Here is a 22,740-nt window from a genome sequence, read left to right as displayed (position 1 = left end):
ATCACACAATCTTGCCATCAACACCCTGATAAATAACGAAATAGAATTATAGATAATTTCGCAACCGACCGGCGGTCACGAAGCGACGATTGCGCTCGAACGCCTATCCGACGATCGAAAACGCCTCTCGCATCTCGCCGGCGGCGGTCTTGACCGGAGTCCTGCCGATCCAGCCGACATGGCGTTCGAGGATTTTGGCAGCCTCGTCGCCCCGCCCTTCCCGCAAGGCGGCAAGGATCGCGCGGTGATCGTGATCGGTGCGCGCTTCCCAGCTGCTCCGCCAGGCCGAAAACAGAAAACGGGCGCTGGCGGCGTGAAGATCATCGATCGAGGCCAAGAGCCGCGGCATGCCGCAGGGCTCCAGGATCAAACGATGGAAGGCGCGATTGGCAGCCTCCCACGAGCGAACGTCGCGTGACGTATCGGCCGCAGCCGTGGCCGCCTCAGCACGATCGAGGATGGCAGCGGTCAGGTGCGGGATCGCATGGCGCAATGCCAGCACTTCGAGGACGGCACGCATTTCGGCGACCTCGCGGACTTCCTTGAGATCGAACGCCGCCACGCGGAAGCCGCGCCGCGGCTCGCTAGCGGCAAGCCCCTGCGCCTCCAGGAGCCTGAACGCCTCGCGCACCGGCACATGGCTGGCGCCGAACTCCTCGGCGATGTGGTCCTGGCGCAGGCGCTCGCCGGGCGTCAGCGCACCCGAGATGATCCTCTCGGCCAGTGCGCGGCTGATGCGGCTTGCGATCGTATCGTCCCGTTGCTTGTCCATCGGCTACATCTAGAGGGGCCGGCAGGGCCTGTCGAGCAAGCGACGGCGGCCTTTCGACGATTTCCAAAGGTTGAGATTTCGGCCGCCATCGTATAAACCTTCGGCGTACAAAAGCACGCGCCGCGAAAGAGACCCTCCCCCTGCCTGCGGCGCCTCCTTCTCCCAGGGAACTGACCCAAATGAACGGTATCGATCTCATCATCTTCGATTGCGACGGCGTTCTCGTCGATTCGGAAATCATCGCCTCGGATGTCGAAGCGGCCCTTTTGACCGAAGCTGGCTACCCGATCAGCGTCGAGGAAATGGCAGAGCGCTTTGCTGGCATGACCTGGCAGAACACGCTGCTGCAGATCGAAAAGGAAGCGAGCGTCCCGCTCTCGGCCCAGCTCATCAGCAAGGTCGATATCATCCTCGACGAGCGCCTGACGCGCGACCTCAATATCATCGACGGCGTCAAACCTATGCTCGCGCAGCTGACGCTGCCGCATTGCATCTGCTCCAACTCGACTTCGGCGCGGCTAGCAATGATGCTTGGCAAAGTCGGCATCAAGGACCATTTCGGTCGCCACATCTATTCCGCCCGTGATCTTGGCGCCGACCGGGTCAAGCCGAAGCCGGATATCTTCCTGCATGGCGCCAAACAGATGGGCGTCGCCCCTTCCCGCGTCCTCGTGATCGAGGATTCCGTGCACGGGATCCATGGCGCACGCGCGGCCGGCATGCGCGTCGTCGGCTTCACCGGCGGCTCGCATACCCATCCCTCGCATGCCGACCAGTTGACCGAAGCGGGCGCCGAAACGGTGATTTCGCGCATGTCGGCACTGCCGGGTGTGATCGCCGCTCTTTCCGAGTGGTCGGAATCGCTGACGGCCTGATCCGGGTAACCCGGACTCAAACCGGCCGCAAACCCCTTTCGCCGCGGCTTTACACCGGGGCGGGAAAAAGCTCTCGGCCATCACGGCGGGCGTCCGATTAGGCGCCGAGGGACACGATGTCACATTGATGTGCGATCGCCGTCCCTCCGAAGATCTCCCCGGTTTTCGCACCGCGCACGAGGGCCATATCAGCCAAGCCCCACAAGGGGTATTTCTAGGAGGAAACACCATGCGTCTTTCAATGTTGACGGGCCTGACCCTGGCAGCCAGCGTTGCCTTCGGCCCGCTCGCCTTTGCCGATATCACCGTTGGCGTCATCACGCCGCTGACCGGCCCGGTCGCGGCCTATGGCGAGCAGGTCAAGAACGGCGCGGAAGCGGCCGCAGACGAGATCAATAAAGCCGGCGGGATCAATGGCGAAAAGATCGTCTTGAAGATGATGGACGACGCCGGCGACCCGAAGCAGGCCGTGTCGGTCGCAAACCAGGCAGCCGGTGAAGGCATCCGCTTCGTCGTCGGCCCGGTGCTTTCGGGCACGTCGATCGCGGCTTCGGACGTTCTCGCCGAAAACGGCATCCTCATGGTGACGCCGACGGCAACCACGCCTGACCTGACGACGCGCGGCCTGTGGAACGTGCTGCGCACCTGCGGTCGCGACGACCAGCAGGCCGAGGTCGCGGCCGCCTTTGTGGTCAAGAACCTCAAGGACAAGAAGGTTGCCGTTCTGCATGACAAGGCTCCCTACGGCAAGGGCCTTGCCGACGGCTTCAAGAAGGGCATCAACGCCGGCGGCATCACCGAAGTCGTCTATGAGGGCCTGAACCCGGGCGACAAGGACTTCAGCGCCATCGTTACCCGCCTGAAGGCCGAAAAGGTCGATGTCGTCTATTTCGGCGGTTACCATCCGGAAGGCGGCCTGCTCGCTCGCCAGATGCGCGACCAGGGTGTGACCGCACAGATCTTCGGCGGCGACGGCCTGTCGAACACCGAATTCTGGGCAATCGGCGGCGAAGCTGCTGCAGGCACGATCTACACCAATGCCAGCGACGCCACCCGCAACCCGGCGTCGGCTCCGGCCGTCGAGGCGCTGAAGGCGAAGAACATTCCGGCCGAAGCCTTCACTCTCAACGCCTATGCCGCAGTCCAGGTGCTGAAGGCCGGCATCGAGAAGGCCGGTTCCGCCGAAGATGCGACTGCCGTTGCGACCGCGATCAAGTCTGGCGAGGCGATTGACACGGTACTGGGCAAGCTCACCTACGGTGAAGCTGGTGACCTCACCTCGCAGGCCTTCTCCCTTTACAAGTGGGAAGGCGGCAAGAGCGTCGCTGCCGAATGATGTTTTAGAAGTCGCCGAATGAAAACGCCGGGGCAAGCCCCGGCGTTTTTCGTTTCAGGCAGCGGATACTGCCGCTTATTTCTTGCGCTTGGCCGGCGGGCCTTCGTCGAAGCCGACGTAGACCTTGGCGTTGGAACCGGAACCAGCCGGCAGTGCGACGTCCGTCTTGGTGAAAACGAACTGGGTCGAACCGCTTGCGGGGACCTCCACCACGTGCTGGACCAACTCGGAATAGAGCGTCTTTTCTTCATCCGTTGCCGCCACGCGGATCGGCATGGTGACCTTGCCCGGGCCGCCGGCCGGACCGCTGACGACGCGGCCTTGGACGACGACGGTGACCGTCATGGCAGTCTCACTCAGCACGCATTGCCGCGTCGTATCGGCAAGCGACACCTGATAGATGACCTTGGTTGGATCGTCCTTACCACCCTTTGCGTAGGTCCGGAACGACGAGGTACCGTCTCTTAAGATTACCTGCGGGCATGCGGCCTGGACGACGGCCGGTGTCGGGGCGGCGGCGCTGCCGCCCGCATCGATCGCTCCACCGGATTGCGTCTTGTTACAGCCGGCGAGGACCGCGAGAAACGATATTGCGAGGACAGGCCGGTATACTTTGCCAAACACGTTGAACAACCTCTGCTGAACCGGTTGAAACTCCTTGACCGAAATCTCGGCCGGAAGGCCTTTCATGGCCTTCGGGCATCGTCTATAGCAGCGGCGAATTGAAAAATCGATTGGGTCAACCGCCTCGATCGGAATTTTCCGAAACGATGCTGAGACCGGAAATTGCACGGGTGACAAGAATGCGTGGGGACTTTGTCAAGGACTGACGCAATAAGACAGACGCACCGCGGCCGGTTCCCATAGGGTCGCCGCGATCCGAAGGCAAGACGAAGGACTAGGATGGTGAAGTATATCTCGACGCGCGGCGAGGCCGCCCCCCTCGGCTTTTGCGATGCACTGCTTGCGGGCCTTGCGCGCGATGGCGGCCTCTATCTTCCCAAGGAATGGCCAACGCTGTCGAAAAAGGAGATTCGGGCGCTGCGCGGCAAATCCTATCAGGACATCGCCTTCGCCGTCCTCGAGCCTTTCGTCCACGGTGAGATTCCCTCGGCCAAATTCCGGGAGATGATCGACGAGGCCTATGCCACCTTCCGTCATCCTGCCATCGCTCCCCTCGTCCAGACGGGGCCCAATACCTTCATCATGGAGCTGTTCCACGGCTCGACGCTCGCCTTCAAGGACGTGGCGATGCAGCTGCTCGCCCGCTTGATGGACTATGTGCTTGCCGAGCGTGGCGAGCGGGCGACCATCGTCGGCGCGACCTCGGGCGATACCGGAGGCGCTGCCATCGATGCCTTTGCCGGGCGCGAGCGCACCGATATCTTCATCCTCTTCCCGCATGGCAAGGTTTCGCCGGTCCAGCAGCGCCAAATGACGACCTCGAAGGCGGGCAACGTCCACGCCATCGCCGTCAAAGGCAATTTCGACGACTGCCAGGACCTCGTCAAAGGCATGTTCAACGATGTCGCCTTCCGCGACGGCGTCAAGCTTTCAGGCGTCAACTCGATCAACTGGGCGCGGATCATGGCCCAGATCGTCTATTATTTCACCACCGCCATTGCGCTCGGAGGGCCGGACCGCAAGATCTCCTTCACCGTGCCGACAGGCAATTTCGGCGACATCTTCGCCGGCTACGTCGCCAAGCGCATGGGCCTGCCGATCGATAAGCTGATCGTTGCCACCAATGAGAACGACATTCTCGCCCGCACCTTGAAGACCGGCCGCTATGACATGCGCGAGGTCAAGGCGACCACGTCGCCGTCGATGGACATCCAGATCTCGTCGAACTTCGAGCGGCTTTTGTTCGAAGCCAACGATCGCGATCCGGCCGAGGTCCGCTCGGCCATGGACAGCCTCAAGCAGTCCGGCTCCTTTGCCATCCGCGAAAAGGCGCTGAAGGCGATCCGCAAAGAGTTCCGCGCCGGCCGCGCTTCCGAGAAGGAAGTCGCCAAGACAATTGCCAAGACCCTGGAAGACACCGGCTACCTGCTCGACCCGCACAGCGCCATCGGCGTCTTCGTCGCGGCCAAGCACGAGAAGACGTCGGCCCCGATGGTGACGCTTGCAACCGCCCATCCCGCGAAATTCCCCGACGCCGTAAAATCGGCAAGTGGTATTGACCCGGCGCTTCCGACGTGGCTTGCTGACCTGATGAACAGGGAGGAGCGTTTCGATATCCTGGAAGCGGATCTGAAGAGCGTCGAGAGCTTTATCGGCGAACGCACCCGCCTCCAGGGGTAAGAACGAGAAGAAACGTATGATGAAAGTTGAGTGCACCCGGCTCCCTTCCGGGTTGACGGTGGTAACCGAGCATATGCCGCATCTCGAAAGCGTGGCGCTCGGCGTGTGGATCAAATCGGGTTCACGCAACGAAACCGTGGGTGAGCATGGCATCGCCCATCTGCTAGAGCACATGGCTTTCAAGGGCACCGGCCGACGCACCGCCCGCCAGATCGCCGAGGAAATCGAGAATGTCGGCGGCGAAGTCAACGCCGCGACCTCGACCGAAACGACCTCCTATTATGCGCGTGTTCTCAAGGACCATGTGCCGCTGGCGGTCGATATCCTTGCCGACATCCTGACCGAGTCGAGCTTCGACGAGGAAGAGTTGCGCCGCGAAAAACAGGTGATCCTGCAGGAGATCGGCGCTGCCGACGACACCCCAGACGATGTCGTCTTCGACCGTTTCGCCGAAACCGCCTATCGCAACCAGACGGTCGGACGTCCGATCCTTGGCACACCCGAGACGGTGATGTCGTTCTCGGCCGACCAGATTCGCCAGTATCTCGGCCGCAACTACACCACCGACCGGATGTTCGTCGTCGCGGCCGGCGCCGTCGAGCACGAATCTTTCGTGCGCCAGGTCGAGGAACGCTTCTCGAGCCTGCCGCGCACGCCGCTGGCAACGCCTGTTCTCGAAACAGCGATCTATACCGGCGGCGAAAGCCGCGAAACCCGCGACCTGATGGACGCCCAGATCCTGCTCGGCTTCGAGGGCAAGGCTTATCACGCCCGCGACTTCTACTGTTCGCAGATCCTTGCCAACATTCTCGGCGGCGGCATGTCTTCGCGCCTGTTCCAGGAAGTGCGCGAGCATCGCGGCCTATGCTATTCGGTCTATGCCTTCCATTGGGGCTTCTCCGACACCGGCATCTTCGGCGTGCATGCGGCTACCGGCGGAGAAAACCTGCCGGAACTGATGCCTGTCATCGTCGACGAACTGCGCAAGTCTTCGATGAACATCGAGCAGCAGGAAATCGAGCGCGCCCGCGCCCAAATCCGCGCACAGCTGCTGATGGGCCAGGAAAGCCCGGCCGCACGCGCCGGCCAGATCGCCCGCCAGATGATGCTCTACGGCCGTCCGATCCCCAACGATGAACTGATGGAGCGCCTCTCCGGCATCACCATCGAGCGCCTGACCGACCTGGCAGGTCGCCTGTTCTTCGACACCATCCCAACGCTGTCGGCCATCGGGCCGCTCGAACAGCTGGCCCCGATGGACGACATCCTGTCGTCCCTGACAGGAAAGTCCACCGTCGCGCACGCCGTCGCAAGCTGAACCCGCCACCGGGTTTCGACCGGGCGAACGATAGCGCCCGGTCGGCGAAGTGTTTGCGACTTTTCGTAAAATCGGATTCGATTTGTGCGCAAAGTTGTGCAACGCTCGGATTTGCGACAGCGCAAGGGGCACTGTGCGCCGGGCGGTCAAGAAACTCCGCGCGTTCAACTGGAAGGCCTCGGAGGCACATATGACACGATCGGTTTTTCGGTTCCTGTCGCGGCAGCCCGAGACGATCGAGATCGCCAATCAGGATTACCTGCTCCGCCTCCCCCGTTACGCCGATTATCGCCAATGGTATCAGCTTCGCAGCGAGAGCCGCAGCTTCCTGGAACCGTGGGAGCCGAGCTGGCGCGCCGATGAAATGACGGAAAGCGCCTTTCGCAGCCGCGTCATCCGCAACGAACAGGAATTCGCGTCGGGCCAGGCCGTGCCGCTTTTTCTTTTCCACAAGCCTGCGGAAACCCTGCTTGGCGGTCTCACGATCGGCCACATCCGCCGCGGCGCCGGGCAAAACTGCATGATCGGCTACTGGATGGGCGAGCGCCACGCCGGCCACGGTCACATGTTTGCCGCCCTCAAGCTTGCAATTCCCTACATCTTTTCGAGCCTTGAGTTGCACCGTATTGAAGCAGCCTGTATTCCGGAGAACTCAAGAAGCATCCGGCTCCTTGAAAAGGCCGGTTTTGAGCGTGAAGGCTACTTAAGACAGTACTTGAGGATAAACGGGCAATGGCGTGACCATGTGCTTTTCTCCCTCCTGTCCGACGATGCCGTACCGAACAGGAAATTGCCCCTTTGATGCCTCTAACCCGCTCGCCCTTCGCATGGTCAGTCTCGAAGCTGGCAGCGTTCCTGATCACGCTCACCACGCTTTTCTGCGCCTTTGGCGGCATTGCCCATGCGCTTGAGCCGGTCAAGATCTCGCGTGAGGACACCGCACTCGACCTGACCGCGACGACCGAGATCTATAGCGGTCGCAGCGAAGCCTTCCAGGTTTCGACGGCCCCGGGCGCCGACGGCATTGTCCGGCGTATCGAAGTGCGCTCCAGCACCGAGAACCACCAGGGCGACTGGGCCGTGTTCGCGCTTGCCAACGTTTCCGGCGAACAGCTCGACCGGGTGATCGTCGCGCCGCATTTCCGGCTGGTGAACTCCAAGCTGTTCTGGCCTGACCTGGGGTCGCAGCGCATCCTGTCGATCACGCCGAGCGAGGGCTTTGCGCTCGAACGGCTGCCGAGCGACGATTCGGACGTGTTCCAGATCACACTCAACCCGGGCGCCGTCATCACCTTCGTCGCAGAACTCGCGACGCCTGAACTGCCGCAGATCTATCTCTGGCAGCCGGACGCCTACAAGGACACGGTCAACGCTTTCACGCTTTATCGCGGCATCGTGCTTGGCATCGCCGGCCTTCTCGCGGTGTTCCTGACGATCCTGTTCGTGGTTAAGGGAACGTCAATGCTGCCGGCGACGGCGGCGCTCGCCTGGGCGGTGCTTGCCTATATCTGCGTCGACTTCGGCTTCCTCTCCAAGCTCATCAGCGTGACGGCCGGCGACGAACGCATATGGCGCGCGGGCACCGAGGTGTTCCTCGCGGCAGGCCTCGTGATCTTCCTGTTCACCTATCTCAATCTCAATCGCTGGCACCAGCACCTGGGTTATGCGACGCTCGCCTGGATCCTCGGCCTCGGCCTGCTCTTCGGCGTTGCCGTCTATGATCCGGCCATCGCATCGGGCATCGCCCGCTTGTCCTTCGCGCTGACGGCAACCGTCGGCATCGTGCTGATCGCCTATCTCGGCTTCAACCGTTACGACCGCGCCATCCTGCTGGTGCCTGCCTGGCTGCTCATTTTGGTCTGGCTGTTCGGCGCGTGGCTGACAGTCACCGGCCAGCTCGCCAACGACATCGTCCAGCCGGCACTCGGCGGCGGTCTCGTCCTCATCGTGCTCTTGATCGGTTTCACCGTCATGCAGCATGCCTTTGCCGGCGGCGCCTATCAGCAGGGGCTGTTTTCCGATCTTGAGCGCCAGTCGCTGGCGCTCACGGGCTCGGGCGATACGGTCTGGGACTGGGATGTGGCCCGCGACCGGGTCGTCACCATTCCCGACATCTCGCTGCAGCTCGGCCTGTCGATGGGCTCGATGCACGGCCCCTTGCGCAACTGGCTGCCGCGGCTGCACCCTGACGATCGCGATCGCTTCCGCGCTACACTCGACGTCCTGCTCGAACATCGCCGTGGCAAGCTCAACCACGAATTCCGCGTGCGCGCCGAGGACGGCCACTATCACTGGCTGTCGATCCGCGCCCGTCCGGTTCTCGGCGCCAATGGCGAGATCATCCGCTGCGTCGGCACGATCATCGATATCACAGAGCAGCGCAATTCGGTCGAACGTCTGCTGCACAACGCGCTTCACGACAATCTGACCGGCCTTCCCAATCGTCAGGTCTTCCTCGACCGCCTGCAGTCGATCCTCCTGATGGCCGACAGCACGACGACGGCGCGCCCGACCGTGCTTGCCATCGACATCGACCGCTACAAGCAGGTCAACGACCTGCTCGGTATTGCCGCCGGCGACAACATCCTGATTGCGCTGACGCGCCGGCTGCGCCGGCTGCTGCGTCCGCAGGATACGCTCGCGCGCCTGGGCGGCGACCAGTTCGGGCTGATCCTGATGTCGGAACGCGATCCTGCCAAGGTCGCCGATTTCGCCGATGCGGTCAGCAAGGCGATCATGGTGCCGCTCAACTACGGCAACCGGGAAATCAACCTCACCGCCTCGATCGGCCTCGTCTCCTGGCTCGACCAGGAACAGAGCGCCGCCGGCCTGATCGACGACGCAGAGCTGGCGATGTTCCGCGCCAAGAAGGAAGGCGGCAACCGCGTCGAGCCTTTCCGCCCGGCCTTCAGGACCTCCGGCTCGGATCGCATGCAGCTCGAAGCCGATCTCAAGCGCGCGATCGAGCGCAAGGAATTGTCGCTGGTCTATCAACCAATCGTGCGGCTCAGCGACGCCGAGATCGCTGGCTTCGAGGCGCTTATGCGCTGGGACCACCCCAAGCGCGGCAACGTTTCGCCGACAGAGTTCATCCCGATCGCCGAGAATTCCGACCTGATCAACCAGCTCGGCATGTTCGCCTTCGACAAGGCAACCAGCGACCTCACGGAATGGCAGATCCAGACCGGCGACCTGCCGATCTTCGTGTCGATTAACCTTTCCAGCGCGCAATTGCTCAACAACGAACTCTATGACGACATTCGAGCCGTTCTCAACAAGAACCGTTGCGACCCGACCAAAGTGAAGATGGAGCTGACGGAATCTCTCGTGATGGAGAACCCGGAACAGGCGCGGCTGGTGCTTGAGAAGTTGAAGGAAGCCGGGCTGAAGCTGGCGCTCGACGACTTCGGCACGGGCCATTCGTCGCTCTCCTATCTCACCCGGTTCCCCTTCGACACGATCAAGATCGACAAGGCGCTGGTGCGAGACCCGAGCGACAAACGCGGCATTCTGTTGCGCTCGGTGATCACAATGGCGCGCGAACTTGAAATGCAGGTGGTGGCCGAAGGCATCGAGTCCGAGGAAGACGCGATCCAGCTCGCGCAGATGGGTTGCGACTATGGCCAGAGCTTCCTGTTTGGCCCGCCGATCGGCTCGGAGTCCATCCAGCGATTGTTGAAAGAGCGGTTTCCTCTGATGAAGCGGGCTTAGGCCCGCAAAGGGCGGACCAACTGCGGGCTGCGGATAGGACGCAGCCCGATGGCCACACGGGCCAATCTGGTCGACGTGCAACACCTACATTGATTGTCGGTATTCTCAGCGCCTGGTTTCAGGCGTGGCCGGCTTCGATCGACAGCATCGCCGGGCTGACACCCATCAAGGCGAGAGCGCGATCGTATTTGTCGCCAAGCGCCTTGTCGAAAATCAGTTCGTCGCGCGCAGGGCAGGTCAACCAACCATTCTGAGTGATTTCCGCTTCGAGCTGACCAGGCCCCCAGCCTGCATAACCCAGCATCATGGTGGCGCGATGCGGCCCCTCCCCGCGTGAGATCGCGCGGACGATGTCGAGTGTCGCGGTCAGGCAGATATCGTCGCTGACAGGGATGCTTGAATCGCTCAAATAGTCATCAGAGTGCAGGACGAAACCCCGTCCGGTCTCGACCGGCCCACCAGCCTGGATCTGGAAGTCACGCGTCATCGCCGGCAGGCGGATTGCCTCATCTTCGTCAAGGATGTCGAGGTGCATCAGAACATCCGGGAAGGTCAGTTGCTGCGGCCGATTGAGGATAAACCCCATGGCGCCGTCGTCCGAATGGGCACAGATGAAAATGACGGTGCGGGCAAAATTGGTGTCAAACATCCCAGGCATGGCGATCAGGAACTGACCGTCAAGGAAACCGCGTTCCCGCTTCTTCTGTGCCATGGTTATTGCCATAATGCAGACAGCCTACCAATTCGTCGCGAAATGAAAAGCGCTTCAACGTCGCGACCGCCAAATAATGCACGTAGCGCGTTTACCGTGCCCTGCCTGATCAAACATTTATGATCTCCGCGCCCAAAGGGGCGTCTGGAGCGCTGCCAGTAAAAGCGATATTGCTTTGGGCATGATCAAGCGCCCCACATATGAGAACATGGTCCAGCGCATCGGCAGGGCAACCCTTCTCGTCGCATTTTTTCTGCCCGCCGGCGCCCAGGCTGCGACCAGCGAATGGATGACATCGACAGGCGGCATGATCCGCCTCGTCGCCGCACCGCCGCAACGGGACGGCACGATCCCGGCAACGCTCGAGGTCAAGCTGAACCCCGGCTGGAAGACCTATTGGCGTGAGCCAGGCGCCAGCGGTATTCCGCCGCAGATCACCCTTGATCCGATTGAAGGCGTCGTCCTCGAGAACATCGGCTTTCCCGTTCCCAAGACCTTCGACGACGGGGTTGTGCACTATGTCGGCTATGACAAATCCGTTGCCTTTCCGCTGACGCTGAAGCGCGTGAACGGTGACGGGGATGTAAACATCCGTGCCTCGGTGTTTCTTGGCATCTGCGAAGACATCTGCATACCGGTGCAGGGCGAATTGAACCTCACGCTCAAGCAGGGCGAGTTCGACAACCCGCTTGATGCCGCCCGCATCGATGGTGCGGTCGCCGCCCTGCCAGAACCTCCCTCCGAGAATTTCAAGGTTGCAACAGTCGTCTATGACGAGCAGAAGGCCGTGGTGCAGCTCTCGTTGCTGTTACCGCCGGATGCGGCCAAGGAGCCTCCCGAACTGTTTCTTGCCGGCGCCTCCGGCGTCTCCTTCGGCAAGCCTGTGATCACCAATGCGGAGGGCCCAGAGATCAAGGCGGAGATCCCCGTTCGACTGGCGGCCAAGGACAAGTCCCTCAAGGGGAAGCCGATCATCCTCACTGTGCGCGCCGGGGACCGCAGCATGGAAACGACCCTTGCCTTTGATTGATGCGCCTCTATAGTCCAGGCGTTTCAGGCGGTTGCGTCTAAAGACGACCGCCGGAGACAGCCGGACGCAAGACAACTCGAAGCCGCGACAACGCCTTTCCGCAATGCAGGTCTGGCCGTGCGCGCAACGCAAGGAGAATGCCGTGACCATCGCCGTCGGAGACAAGCTGCCCACCGCAACCTTCAAGGAAAAGACCGCCGATGGTCCGGTGGAAGTGACGACCGAACAGCTCTTCAAGGGCAAGCGCGTCGTGCTCTTTGCCGTTCCGGGCGCTTTCACGCCCACCTGCTCGCTCAACCATCTTCCCGGCTATCTGGAAAACCGCGACGCCATCCTGTCGCGCGGTATCGACGATATCGCCGTGGTTGCCGTCAACGACCTGCATGTCATGGGTGCCTGGGCGACGTCGTCGGGCGGCATGGGCAAGATCCATTTCCTCTCCGACTGGAATGCCGCCTTCACCAAGGCGCTCGGCATGGATGTCGACCTCTCCGCCGGAACGCTCGGCATCCGTTCGAAGCGCTATTCCATGCTCGTCGAAGACGGTGTGGTGAAGGTGCTCAACCTCGAGGACAGCCCGGGCCAGGCGACGGTTTCGGGTGCCGCCGCAATGCTGGAACAGCTCTGAGCACAGAAACAAATGCAAATGGAAACGGGCCGCAACGGCCCGTTTTTCATTTTACAAGAAGAGAATCCGGACGGCGTCCCTTCTTGAAGGGCTCCATGCCCTTGCGGGCGAGTTCGTCGGCGCGTTCGTTTTCCGGATGGCCGGCATGGCCCTTGACCCAGTGCCAGGTCACCTTGTGGCGGCGGTTGGCGGCGTCCAGCGCCTGCCAGAGTTCGCCGTTCTTCACCGGTTTCTTGTCCGCGGTTTTCCAGCCGTTCTTCTTCCAGCCGTGGATCCACTTGGAGATGCCGTCCATCACATATTTGCTGTCTGTGTGCAGATCGACCTCGCACTCGCTCTTCAACGCGTCGAGCGCCGAGATCGCCGCCAGCAGTTCCATGCGGTTGTTGGTCGTTTCCGCCTCGCCGCCGCACAGATCCTTTTCCACATCGCCGTAACGCAAGACCGCGCCCCAGCCGCCCGGCCCGGGATTGCCCGAGCAGGCACCGTCGGTAAAGATATCCACGTGTTTCATGCGGAGGCCCCTTCGATCCGCAGACCATATTCGGCGCTGGAAACGATCGCCCGATGGAAGCGGATCTTCGTCAGGTACTCGAGCGGATCCTTCTTGACGACTAGGGCGCCAGCCGGCGTCATCAGCCAGTCGTAAAGACGCGTCAGGAAGAAGCGCAGCGCCGAACCGCGGCAAAGCAGCGGCAGGGCTTCGACCTCTCCTGCCGTCAGCTTGCGCACGCTCTCATAGCCCGAAAGCAGCGCCATACCCTTGGTGATGTTATAGGAGCCGTTCTTCTCGAAGCACCAAGAGTTGAGGCAGACCGCCACGTCGTAGGCGAGATAATCGTTGCAGGCGAAGTAGAAGTCGATCAGGCCGGACAGCTGGTCGCCGAGGAAGAAGACATTGTCCGGAAACAGATCGGCGTGGATGACACCGTCCGGCAAGGTCTTCGGCCAATGGTTCTCGAGATGGGCGAGTTCGGCTGAAATCTCGTCCTTGAGACCGGTCTGCACCTCATCGGCGCGCGCCTCCGAGTTGACCCACAGCGGCCGCCAGCCACCGACCGAGAGCGCATTGGGACGTTTCAGGTCGAAGCCCTGGCCGGCCAGGTGCATCTCAGCCAGTGCCTTGCCGACCTCGCGGCAATGCTTAGCCTCGGGCTTGCGAAGCCACATGCCTTCGAGGAACGAGATCACGGCGGCCGGACGACCGGACAGTTCGCCAAGGAGTTCGCCATCGGCGCGCGGCAGAGGCAGCGGGCAGGAAAGCCCACGGTCGGCGAGGTGGTGCATCAACCCGAGGAAAAACGGCAGGTCACCCGCGTTCACCCGCTTCTCGTAAAGCGTCAGGATATAGGCGCCCTTCGTTGTGTGCAGCAGGAAGTTGGAGTTTTCGACGCCCTCGGCGATGCCCTTGTAGGACGTCAGCTGGCCGACGTCATAGGCCTCGAGAAAGGCGCTCAGGTCGTCTTCCGTGATATCGGTGTAAACTGCCACGGTTGTTCACTTTCAAAGATGGGCGGGCAAGATAGGCTGGCAAGATAGGTGGGTTATTCGCCGTTGACGAAGGCCATGTCGGCCGCGGTCAGCGGCACATGGCGGATCTCGCGGTTGACGAGGAAGTTCTCGTTTTCCTCCACCGTGTCGGCAAGTTCGACGACGGCATCGTAGCGCTCGCGGAACGCCTCGATGATCTCATTGACGATCACCTCCGGCGCCGATGCCCCTGCCGACAGGCCGACTGTGGAGATTTCGCCGATCGTGTCCCAATCGATTTCCGCCGCCCGTTGCACGAGAACGGACTTTTTCGCCCCAGCCTTCAGCGCCACTTCGACGAGGCGCTTGGAGTTCGACGAGTTCGGCGCGCCGACGACCAGAAACAGGTCGCAGCCGGGTGCCGCCTGCTTCACCGCTTCCTGGCGGTTGGTGGTGGCATAGCAGATCGAATCCGCGGCCGGCGCCGTCAGATTGGGAAAGCGCTCGTGCAATCGCTTGATGACGCCGGCGGTATCGTCGACGGAGAGTGTGGTCTGGGTAACGAAACCAAGATTGTCCGGATCAGGCGGCATGTAGACATCCGCATCCTCGATGGTCTCGACCAGGGAGACTGCACCTTCCGGCAACTGCCCCATCGTGCCGATGACTTCGGGATGGCCGGCATGGCCAATCAGTACCACGTGGCGGCCCAGCCGATTGTGGCGCATCGCCTGCTTGTGGACCTTGGAGACCAGCGGGCAGGTGGCATCAAGATAGAACAGATTGCGCGTGTCGGCGTCCGCAGGCACCGATTTCGGCACGCCGTGAGCGGAAAACACCACCGGCTGCTTGCGATGTTCCGGCGGGATCTCGTCAAGCTCCTCTACGAAGATTGCACCCTTGGCTTCGAGCCCTTCGACAACATAGCGGTTGTGAACGATCTCGTGACGCACATAGACCGGCGCACCGAATTCCTTCAGCGCCAGGACGACGATCTGGATCGCCCGGTCGACGCCGGCGCAGAAGCCGCGCGGCCCGCAAAGGCGAATGGTGATCGGAGATTTTGCCGCAGATGATGCCATGGATCAGGATGCCAGTAGAACGAAAACAAGGGCTGCTGTTGCCGAACCGCCCTGGATCAGCAGGATGCGCGGCTTGACCGACCAAGCGCCATATATAGCGGCAACGATCACGCACACAAGGAAGAACACCTTCAACTCGAAGGCAAATGACGCCTCCGGCTGCAGGACAGACCAGAAAAGCCCGGCTGCGAGAAAGCCGTTGTAAAGCCCCTGGTTGGCGGCAAGTACCCGTGTCGCCTCGGCCTGCTCGGCCGTCATGCGGAACACTGAGCGGCCCGGCGGCTTTGTCCAGAGAAACATTTCCAGCACAAGAAAGCCGAGATGCAACAGCGCCGTCAGCGCGATCAGGATCGCCGATATCAAAGCCATTCCCCATATCCCCAACTGCGTCGTTCAGGGATAACACGGCGCCATCGGGTCGCCTATGGCTTGCGCCGGATGACGAAGACACCGCTGACAACCACCAGCGCCGCGGCAAGGCCGTACCATGTCAGGGCATATTGCAGATGACTGTTGGGCAAATCGAACTGGGTGACGCCGCCGATCGGCAGGCCGCCCGGATTGGGCGTCGCATCGGCATCGACGAAGAACGGCAGGACCTTGTCGGCGGGAAACCCGACCGACGAAGCCATCGCGTCGAGGTCCTTCCAGTAGAAGATGTTCTTGGCAATATCATTGTCGGGAACGATCGACGACGGCTTTTCGCTGAGCTTCGGCCTTGCAAGGCCGTTGATCGCAACGGAGGCCGGGAGCTCGCCGGCAAGCCGGGTCGAGGAATCTTTTTGCTCGAAGGGCACAAAACCACGATTGACGAACAGGAAACGACCGTCATCGAGCCGCAATGGCGTGAAGATGTAGTAGCCGGTGCGGCCGTTATAGGTCGCAAAGAAGTGCCGCTCCTTGCTGTGGTCGAACCCCCCGGGAACCGAAACGGTGCGGTAATCGATGTCCCCGCCTTCAGCCAAAATCTTTTCGATCTCGGCAATCGTCACCGGCGGCGCCGACCGGTGCTCGGCGATAGCGGCAAGCAGGCCCTCTTTCCAGTGCAGCCGCTGCATCTGCCATGTGCCGAGAGAGATGAGGATGGCGAAGGTGGTCGCAATCAGGATGAAGGCGCCGATACGCCCGACAAGGCTGGCCTTCTTTTTGGTCAAGACTTCAGCCACGATCGATCTCGCCCGGCCGCGCGTTGTTGCGGTATTGCAGGTTGATGAGGATGCCCTTCAGCATGCGCGTCAGGCCGAGGCTAAAAGCGATCGCCAGCGGTATCCAGAGCAGGAAATGCAGCCACAGCGGCGGATTGAAGTTGACCTCCATCCAGAGCGCTGCGCCGACCACGATGAAGCCGACGATGAGGATGACGAAGACGACAGGCCCGTCGCCGGAATCGGCAAAGCGATAGTCGAGATCGCAGCTGGCGCAGGCGGGCTTGACCTTCAGGAAACCGTCGAACAGCTTTCCCTGGCCGCAGCGTGGACACAGGCCCTTGATGCCTGTCATGACCGGATCGACCGGCGGATAGAGGGCTTTGTCGTCACTCACGGATTGATCTCGATTGGGGTGTTGTTGGGAACCATGTCCCATATCTCATCCATTTCGGCATTGGTAACCGCAATGCAGCCGTCCGTCCAATCGAACATCTGCGTCATAAACGCCAGCCAGCCGAAATAATTGCGCTGGCCATGGATCATGATCATGCCGCCGGGATCGACGCCCTTGGCTGCCGCTGCAGCGATGTCTTCGGGCCTGGGATAGGAGACATGCATAGACAGGTGATAGCCGCTCTTGTCGTTGCGCCAGTCGAGAACATAAAGGCCCTCGGGCGTTCGCCTGTCGCCTTCGCGCTCCTTGTGACCGATGGGATTGCCGCCAAGGGCGACCGAATACTCACGCAGCATCTCATCCCCACGGTAGAGCTGGAGGATGCGTTTTTCCTTGTGCACCACCACGTGATCGGCAACGTCACCGGCCAGTGCAGAAAAACACCCCGCCAAGAGCCATACCGTTGCGACGGCAACCATGCGCATTTTGATGTCCATTCCCCCTCCCGATACAACCATAAGACAGACAAAAAAATAAGGCGGCTGCATGGTCGCAGCCGCCTCATAGACAATGAGCTGAGCTCTTGTCGTCTTACATGTGAGCGATCGGCGCGCCCCAACCACCCCAAATGTAGATGGAGAAGAAGAGGAACAGCCAGACGACGTCAACGAAGTGCCAGTACCACGCGGCCGCTTCGAAGCCGAAATGCTGCTTCGGCGTGAAGTCGCCACGAAGCGCACGCAGCAGGCAGACGAGCAGGAAGATCGTACCGACCAGAACGTGGAAGCCGTGGAAGCCGGTCGCCATGAAGAAGGTCGCACCGTAGATCGAGTCCTTGAAGGCGAACGGGGCGTGGGCGTATTCGTAAGCCTGGACGTAGGAGAACAGCACGCCGAGCACGACCGTCAGCGACAGGCCGTAGATCAGGCCCTTGCGGTCGTTGTGCAGCAGTGCGTGGTGCGCCCAAGTGACCGTTGTGCCGGAAAGCAGCAGGATGACGGTGTTGTAGAGCGGCAGGTGCCAGGGGTCGAGAACCTCGATGCCCTTCGGCGGCCAGACGCCACCGGTAAAGGCGGTGCGGGTTGCCTGGATGGCTTCGCCCGGGAACAGGCTTGCATCGAAATAGGCCCAGAACCAGGCGACGAAGAACATCACTTCCGAAGCGATGAACATGATCATGCCGTAGCGCAGGTGCAGCGAAACGACGCGGGTGTGGTGACCCTCGTGTGCTTCCTTTACCGTGTCCGACCACCAGCCGTACATGGTGTAAAGCACGACGGCGAGGCCGATGAAGAAGACCCACGGATTGGCAAGCTCTGCGCCGAACAGCTTGAACGAGCCGCCCGAGAGATAACGCATGTAGCCGACACCGCCGAATGCCATGACGAATGCGCCGATCGAGGCAAGCAACGGCCAGGGGCTCGGGTCGATGATGTGGTAGTCGTGATTCTTCTGATGCGCATCGGCCATGTCAGTAATCCCCGATAGGTCTTTCTCTTGTCGCCCTTCCGGCTTAGCCGAAACGGGCCTCCAGTCAAAGTTTGTTCTCAGTTTCGCCCGTCTTCACCTGTGCGACCGGCTTTGACGGCTCGCGCGGGTAGAAGGTGTAGGAAAGCGTCAGTGTCTTTATATCCTTGGTCTCGACCGCCTTGACCATGTCCGGATCGACGAAGAATACCACCGGCATCTCCATCTCCTCTCCCGGCTGCAGGGTCGTCTCGGTAAAGCAGAAGCATTGGACCTTGTTGAAGTACGCACCGGCCTGCATCGGCGTGACGTTGAACGTCGCCTGGCCCGTCGTCGGCTTCGATGAAAGGTTCTTGGCGCGGTACATCACCTGCACGGTCTCGCCGATACGGACATCGATGTCGCGCTGCACCGGCTTGAACTCCCAGGGCAGGCCGCCCGACGTGTTGGCGTCGAAAGTTACCTTGACCTTTTCGTCGAGGATGACGTCCGATGCCTGCTCGACGCGCTGCGTCGTGCCGTTATAGCCGGTGACGCGGCAGAACATGTCGTAGAGCGGCACGGCGGCGTAGGCCATTCCGGTCATGCCGACAACAAAGGCGACGCAGGTGCCGACGATGACACCGTTGGACCGCTGCTTCTGCTCTGGGTTCTGAGAAGTCGTCATGCTGCGGCTCCTCAGTTGACCATGCCGTTGCCGAACTTGATCAGCGTGACGACGTAGAAGAGGACGACAAGGCCAGCCAGGACGACACCGAGCGCAATGTTGCGGCCGCGGCGGGACTTCTTCTGGGCTTCGTTCAGCTTGACGGTTTCCATCAGGCAACACTCCCGGCATTCAGCCAGATATTGACGATCAGGTGATCCGCCATCAGGGCGGAGAAGATCACGAACAGATACATGATCGAGAAGGCGAAAAGCTTCTTTGCGGGCAGCATGCGCTCATCGGTCTCTGGCATGCGCAGAACGCCGATCGAATACCAGATGAAGCCGAGACCAAGGGCCGCTGCAACCGCGCCGTAACCGATGCTCGCAAAACCGAGCAAGGTGGGACAGATGCCGATCAGCGCCGTCAGCACCGCATAGATGACGATCTGCTTCTTGGTGGTCGCCTGGCCGCAGACGTTGGGCAGCATCGGCACGCCGACGGCGCCATAATCGCCCATTTTGAACAGCGCCAGCGCCCAGAAATGTGCCGGAGTCCACAGGAAGGTGATGAGGAAAAGCACGATGCTTTCGACCGAAACACCGCCGGTGACGCAGGCCCAGCCGATCATCGGCGGGAAGGCGCCGGCAGCGCCGCCGATGACGATGTTCTGCGGCGTCGAGCGCTTGAGCCACATCGTATAGATGACGGCGTAGAAGAAAATGGTGAAGGCGAGCAAACCGGCTGCGAGCCAATTGACGGCGAGCCCGAGGATGATCACGGAAAAGGCTGAAAGCGTCAGGCCGAAGGCGAGCGCTTCTTCGGGCAGGATCTTGCCTGCCGGGATCGGGCGCTTGGCCGTGCGGGTCATGACTGCGTCGATGTCGGCGTCGTACCACATATTGAGGGCGCCGGAGGCGCCGGCGCCAACAGCGATACACAAAATCGCGATGAAACCGATGAAGGGATTGATGTGTCCGGGTGCAAGCACGAGGCCCGCAAGTGCCGTGAACACGACGAGCGACATGACGCGAGGTTTAAGAAGCTCGAAGTAATCGCGCGCAGAGGCCTCGGACAGGCGCGGCGCGCCATCCATGCCCATTGCTTCGTGATTGTCGATGACCGTCATGTCTCGTCCTTGATCGTCTTTTGCCCATAGGGGCCGTCTTTTGCCGGTTCTCCGGCGGGGTGAAGCCGCCGGAACCGGCGGCTTCTGTTTCTTTCCCATCACTTGATGCGCGGGAGCTGTTCCCACTGGTGGAACGGCGGCGGCGAAGACAGCTGCCATTCGAGTGTGTTTGCACCCTCGCCCCACGGATTGTCGCCTGCGACGCGCTTCTTGGCGAAGGCTTCGGCAACACCGAAGAGGAAGATCAGCACGCCGACGGCTGCGATGTACGAGCCGTAGGACGACACCATGTTCCAGCCGGCGTAGGCGTCCGGATAGTCGATGTAGCGGCGCGGCATGCCGGCGAGACCGAGGAAGTGCTGCGGGAAGAAGATCAGGTTCACGCCGATGAACATGACCCAGAAGTGCAGCTTGCCGACGAACTCGGAGTACATGTAGCCGGTCATCTTCGGGAACCAGTAGTACCAGGCAGCGAAGATGGCGAACACGGCGCCGAGCGACAGAACGTAGTGGAAGTGAGCAACCACGTAATAGGTGTCATGCAGCGAACGGTCGAGGCCGGCGTTGGCGAGCTGAACGCCCGTAACGCCACCGACGGTGAACAGGAAGATGAAGCCGATCGCCCAGACCATCGGGGTCGTGAAGCGGATCGAGCCACCCCACATCGTCGCGATCCACGAGAAGATCTTCACGCCGGTCGGAACCGCGATAACCATCGTCGCGAAGACGAAGTAGCGCTGCGTGTCGAGCGACATGCCGACGGTGTACATGTGGTGTGCCCACACGATAAAGCCGACGGCGCCGATCGCGACCATGGCGTAGGCCATGCCGAGGTAGCCGAAGATCGGCTTGCGCGAGAAGGTGGAAACGATGTGGCTGACGATGCCGAAGCCCGGCAGGATCAGGATGTACACTTCCGGGTGACCGAAGAACCAGAACAGGTGCTGGAACAGGATAGGGTCGCCGCCGCCTTCAGGCGCGAAGAAGGCCGTGCCGAAGTTGCGGTCGGTCAGAAGCATGGTGATGCCGCCTGCCAGAACCGGCAGCGAGAGCAGCAGCAGGAAGGCGGTGATCAGAACCGACCAGGCAAACAGCGGCATCTTGTGCAGCGTCATGCCCGGAGCGCGCATGTTCAGGATCGTGGTGATGAAGTTGATCGCACCGAGGATCGACGACGCGCCGGCAATGTGCAGGCCGAGGATCACGAGATCCATCGCTGGCCCGGGCATGCCCGACGTCGAGAATGGTGGATAGATCGTCCACCCGCCCCCTGCACCATAGGCGCCTGCCGGACCTTCGACGAACATCGAAAGCAGCACCAGCAGGAAGGCCGGAATGATCAGCCAGAAGGAGATGTTGTTCATGCGCGGGAACGCCATATCAGGCGCGCCGATCATGATCGGAACCATCCAGTTGGCGAAGCCGCCGATCAGCGCCGGCATGACCATGAAGAAGATCATAATGAGCGCGTGCGCGGTCGTGAACACGTTGAACATGTGCTTGCCGCCGTCGATGGCAGCGTCGCCCTCGAAGCCGTAGACCATCTGCGCCAGACCGTGGAAGATCTGGATGCCCGGCTCCTGCAGCTCGGCGCGCATGAAGATCGACAGCGTGCCGCCGATGATGCCCGCGAAGATCGCGAAGATCAGGTAGAGTGTGCCGATGTCCTTGTGGTTGGTCGACAGAAACCAGCGCTGAAAGAAGGTCAACGGCTTATGCGCGTGGTCTGCATGACCATGATCGGAATGATCATGGCGTTGGTCGTGATGAGCGGCTGTTCCAGCCATGGGTCGAGCTCCCCTTACCGATTACTGTGCGGCGTTGGCAGCGACGTCAACGGCCTTCGCCGCGCCGTCGATGGACGCCATGAGCGCCTTGTTCGCATCGCCGATGTTGGTTGCGGCGGCTGCGAGCCAGGCGTCGTATTTTTCCTGCGAAACAACGCGTACGGCGATCGGCATATAGGCGTGGTCCTTGCCGCAGAGCTCGGAACACTGGCCGTAATAGAGACCTTCGCGGTCAGCCTTGAACCAGGTTTCGTTCAGGCGGCCGGGAACGGCATCGATCTTAACGCCGAAGGCGGGCATCGCGAAAGCGTGGATGACGTCGGCAGCCGTCACGAGCAGGCGAACGGTCTTGCCGACCGGAACGACGACTTCGTTGTCGACGGCGAGAAGGCGCGGATATTCAACCTTGTCTTCCTTGCCGAGGCTCGCACGGTCCTCTTCCTTCATCAGCAGACTGTCGAAGGAGAGCGGGCTTTCGCCGACTTCATATTCATAGGACCAGTACCACTGGTTGCCGGTCGCCTTGACCGTCAGATCCGGATTGGCCGGCGGCGTCAGCTGCGCGGTCAAAAGCTGGAAGGACGGGATCGCCAGGAACAGCAGGATGATGACCGGACCGACGGTCCAGACAACTTCGATAGCGGTGTTATGGCTGGTCTTTGAAGGAACCGGATTGGCTCTCTCACGAAATTTGACCACCACGACAATCAGCAGCAGGAGGACAAAGAGAGTGATCGGAATAATGAACCACAGGGTATAGCGTTCAAACCACGTGATTTCTTCCATGATGCCCGTCGCAGCCTGCTGAAAGGTCATCTGCCAATCGACAGGCTTGTCAGCGTAGGCGCTCGAAGCAAAAAGCAGACAGGCAAGCGCTGCCATAACTGCATAGGCCTTGTTTTTCACAATATGTCTCCCCAATGCGCTTGAT

24 protein-coding genes are annotated in these 22,740 nt (G+C 61.2%); 8 read left to right on the top strand and 16 right to left on the bottom strand.

Annotated elements, in window-relative coordinates:
* Positions 1-103 precede the first annotated feature (103 nt).
* Positions 104-772, bottom strand: coding sequence for a GntR family transcriptional regulator (locus HT585_RS04270; protein WP_176351745.1), 669 nt, complete (start codon positions 770-772; stop codon positions 104-106).
* Between the two features lie 179 nt (positions 773-951).
* Here HT585_RS04270 and HT585_RS04265 point away from each other — a divergent pair, with 179 nt between their 5' ends.
* Both HT585_RS04265 and HT585_RS04260 read left to right on the top strand, forming a co-directional pair.
* Entirely contained in the window at positions 952-1,647 is a 696-nt protein-coding gene (locus tag HT585_RS04265; RefSeq protein WP_176351744.1) for an HAD family hydrolase, read from the top strand.
* A 229-nt stretch (positions 1,648-1,876) separates the two neighbouring features.
* On the top strand, positions 1,877-2,983 hold the full coding sequence (locus tag HT585_RS04260; protein WP_176351743.1) for an ABC transporter substrate-binding protein: 1,107 nt from the start codon (positions 1,877-1,879) through the stop codon (positions 2,981-2,983).
* Between the two features lie 75 nt (positions 2,984-3,058).
* Here the strand turns inward: HT585_RS04260 and HT585_RS04255 are convergent, their stop codons facing one another.
* Positions 3,059-3,607, bottom strand: coding sequence for a hypothetical protein (locus tag HT585_RS04255; RefSeq protein WP_176352183.1), 549 nt, complete (start codon positions 3,605-3,607; stop codon positions 3,059-3,061).
* Between the two features lie 279 nt (positions 3,608-3,886).
* Between HT585_RS04255 and thrC the strand changes: the two genes are divergently transcribed.
* The 4 genes from thrC (at position 3,887) to HT585_RS04235 (ending at position 10,316) form a co-directional block, all read left to right on the top strand.
* Complete coding sequence (gene thrC, locus HT585_RS04250; RefSeq protein WP_176351742.1) at positions 3,887-5,287, top strand: threonine synthase; 1,401 nt, start codon at positions 3,887-3,889, stop codon at positions 5,285-5,287.
* Positions 5,288-5,303: 16 nt separating this feature from the next.
* A complete protein-coding gene (locus HT585_RS04245) occupies positions 5,304-6,605 on the top strand; it encodes a M16 family metallopeptidase (RefSeq protein ID WP_176351741.1) in 1,302 nt (433 codons plus the stop codon).
* A 190-nt stretch (positions 6,606-6,795) separates the two neighbouring features.
* Positions 6,796-7,407, top strand: coding sequence for a GNAT family N-acetyltransferase (locus tag HT585_RS04240; protein WP_176352182.1), 612 nt, complete (start codon positions 6,796-6,798; stop codon positions 7,405-7,407).
* On the top strand, positions 7,407-10,316 hold the full coding sequence (locus HT585_RS04235; RefSeq protein ID WP_176351740.1) for an EAL domain-containing protein: 2,910 nt from the start codon (positions 7,407-7,409) through the stop codon (positions 10,314-10,316). Before HT585_RS04240 ends, HT585_RS04235 begins: the two co-directional genes overlap by 1 nt.
* 118 nt (positions 10,317-10,434) lie before the next feature.
* Here the strand turns inward: HT585_RS04235 and HT585_RS04230 are convergent, their stop codons facing one another.
* Complete coding sequence (locus HT585_RS04230; RefSeq protein WP_412728311.1) at positions 10,435-11,028, bottom strand: YqgE/AlgH family protein; 594 nt, start codon at positions 11,026-11,028, stop codon at positions 10,435-10,437.
* Positions 11,029-11,209: 181 nt separating this feature from the next.
* On the opposite strand from HT585_RS04230, the gene HT585_RS04225 reads away from it, so the two are divergent.
* Together HT585_RS04225 and HT585_RS04220 are read left to right on the top strand one after the other, a co-directional pair.
* On the top strand, positions 11,210-12,058 hold the full coding sequence (locus HT585_RS04225) for a protein-disulfide reductase DsbD domain-containing protein (protein WP_176351739.1): 849 nt from the start codon (positions 11,210-11,212) through the stop codon (positions 12,056-12,058).
* Between the two features lie 142 nt (positions 12,059-12,200).
* Positions 12,201-12,686 (top strand): redoxin family protein, encoded by a 486-nt coding sequence (locus HT585_RS04220; protein WP_176351738.1) that lies wholly within the window; start codon positions 12,201-12,203, stop codon positions 12,684-12,686.
* Between the two features lie 46 nt (positions 12,687-12,732).
* Here the strand turns inward: HT585_RS04220 and rnhA are convergent, their stop codons facing one another.
* The 13 genes from rnhA to coxB all read right to left on the bottom strand — a co-directional run bounded on the left by rnhA (position 12,733) and on the right by coxB (position 22,715).
* Positions 12,733-13,200, bottom strand: coding sequence for a ribonuclease HI (gene rnhA, locus HT585_RS04215; RefSeq protein WP_176351737.1), 468 nt, complete (start codon positions 13,198-13,200; stop codon positions 12,733-12,735).
* Positions 13,197-14,177 (bottom strand): homoserine kinase, encoded by a 981-nt coding sequence (locus HT585_RS04210; protein ID WP_176351736.1) that lies wholly within the window; start codon positions 14,175-14,177, stop codon positions 13,197-13,199. The genes rnhA and HT585_RS04210 overlap by 4 nt, the downstream gene beginning before the upstream one ends.
* A 53-nt stretch (positions 14,178-14,230) precedes the next feature.
* Entirely contained in the window at positions 14,231-15,238 is a 1,008-nt protein-coding gene (ispH, locus tag HT585_RS04205; RefSeq protein WP_176351735.1) for a 4-hydroxy-3-methylbut-2-enyl diphosphate reductase, read from the bottom strand.
* 3 nt (positions 15,239-15,241) lie between these two features.
* The gene (locus tag HT585_RS04200; protein ID WP_176351734.1) at positions 15,242-15,607 is read right to left on the bottom strand and encodes a DUF1304 domain-containing protein; all 366 of its coding nucleotides are present in this window, start codon (positions 15,605-15,607) and stop codon (positions 15,242-15,244) included.
* 53 nt (positions 15,608-15,660) lie between these two features.
* Positions 15,661-16,404 carry an SURF1 family cytochrome oxidase biogenesis protein gene (locus HT585_RS04195; protein WP_176351733.1) on the bottom strand — a complete coding sequence of 248 codons (744 nt, stop codon included), beginning with the start codon at positions 16,402-16,404 and terminating at the stop codon, positions 15,661-15,663.
* The gene (locus HT585_RS04190; RefSeq protein ID WP_176351732.1) at positions 16,397-16,780 is read right to left on the bottom strand and encodes a DUF983 domain-containing protein; all 384 of its coding nucleotides are present in this window, start codon (positions 16,778-16,780) and stop codon (positions 16,397-16,399) included. The genes HT585_RS04195 and HT585_RS04190 overlap by 8 nt, the downstream gene beginning before the upstream one ends.
* Positions 16,777-17,277, bottom strand: coding sequence for a L,D-transpeptidase family protein (locus tag HT585_RS04185; protein ID WP_246707564.1), 501 nt, complete (start codon positions 17,275-17,277; stop codon positions 16,777-16,779). Before HT585_RS04185 ends, HT585_RS04190 begins: the two co-directional genes overlap by 4 nt.
* 94 nt (positions 17,278-17,371) lie before the next feature.
* On the bottom strand, positions 17,372-18,250 hold the full coding sequence (locus HT585_RS04180; RefSeq protein WP_176351731.1) for a cytochrome c oxidase subunit 3: 879 nt from the start codon (positions 18,248-18,250) through the stop codon (positions 17,372-17,374).
* Between the two features lie 64 nt (positions 18,251-18,314).
* Entirely contained in the window at positions 18,315-18,914 is a 600-nt protein-coding gene (locus HT585_RS04175; protein WP_176351730.1) for a cytochrome c oxidase assembly protein, read from the bottom strand.
* Between the two features lie 11 nt (positions 18,915-18,925).
* The gene (locus tag HT585_RS04170; protein ID WP_053250651.1) at positions 18,926-19,066 is read right to left on the bottom strand and encodes a hypothetical protein; all 141 of its coding nucleotides are present in this window, start codon (positions 19,064-19,066) and stop codon (positions 18,926-18,928) included.
* A complete protein-coding gene (locus tag HT585_RS04165; RefSeq protein ID WP_176351729.1) occupies positions 19,066-20,022 on the bottom strand; it encodes a heme o synthase in 957 nt (318 codons plus the stop codon). The genes HT585_RS04170 and HT585_RS04165 overlap by 1 nt, the downstream gene beginning before the upstream one ends.
* A gap of 98 nt (positions 20,023-20,120) precedes the next feature.
* Entirely contained in the window at positions 20,121-21,809 is a 1,689-nt protein-coding gene (gene ctaD, locus HT585_RS04160) for a cytochrome c oxidase subunit I (protein ID WP_176351728.1), read from the bottom strand.
* Between the two features lie 21 nt (positions 21,810-21,830).
* The gene (gene coxB / locus HT585_RS04155) at positions 21,831-22,715 is read right to left on the bottom strand and encodes a cytochrome c oxidase subunit II (protein ID WP_176351727.1); all 885 of its coding nucleotides are present in this window, start codon (positions 22,713-22,715) and stop codon (positions 21,831-21,833) included.
* Between the last annotated feature and the right edge of the window lie 25 nt (positions 22,716-22,740).

It is taken from the genome of Ensifer oleiphilus (assembly GCF_013371465.1).
Lineage (GTDB): Bacteria > Pseudomonadota > Alphaproteobacteria > Rhizobiales > Rhizobiaceae > Ensifer > Ensifer oleiphilus.
This window is presented reverse-complemented; position numbering and strand designations above follow the sequence as displayed.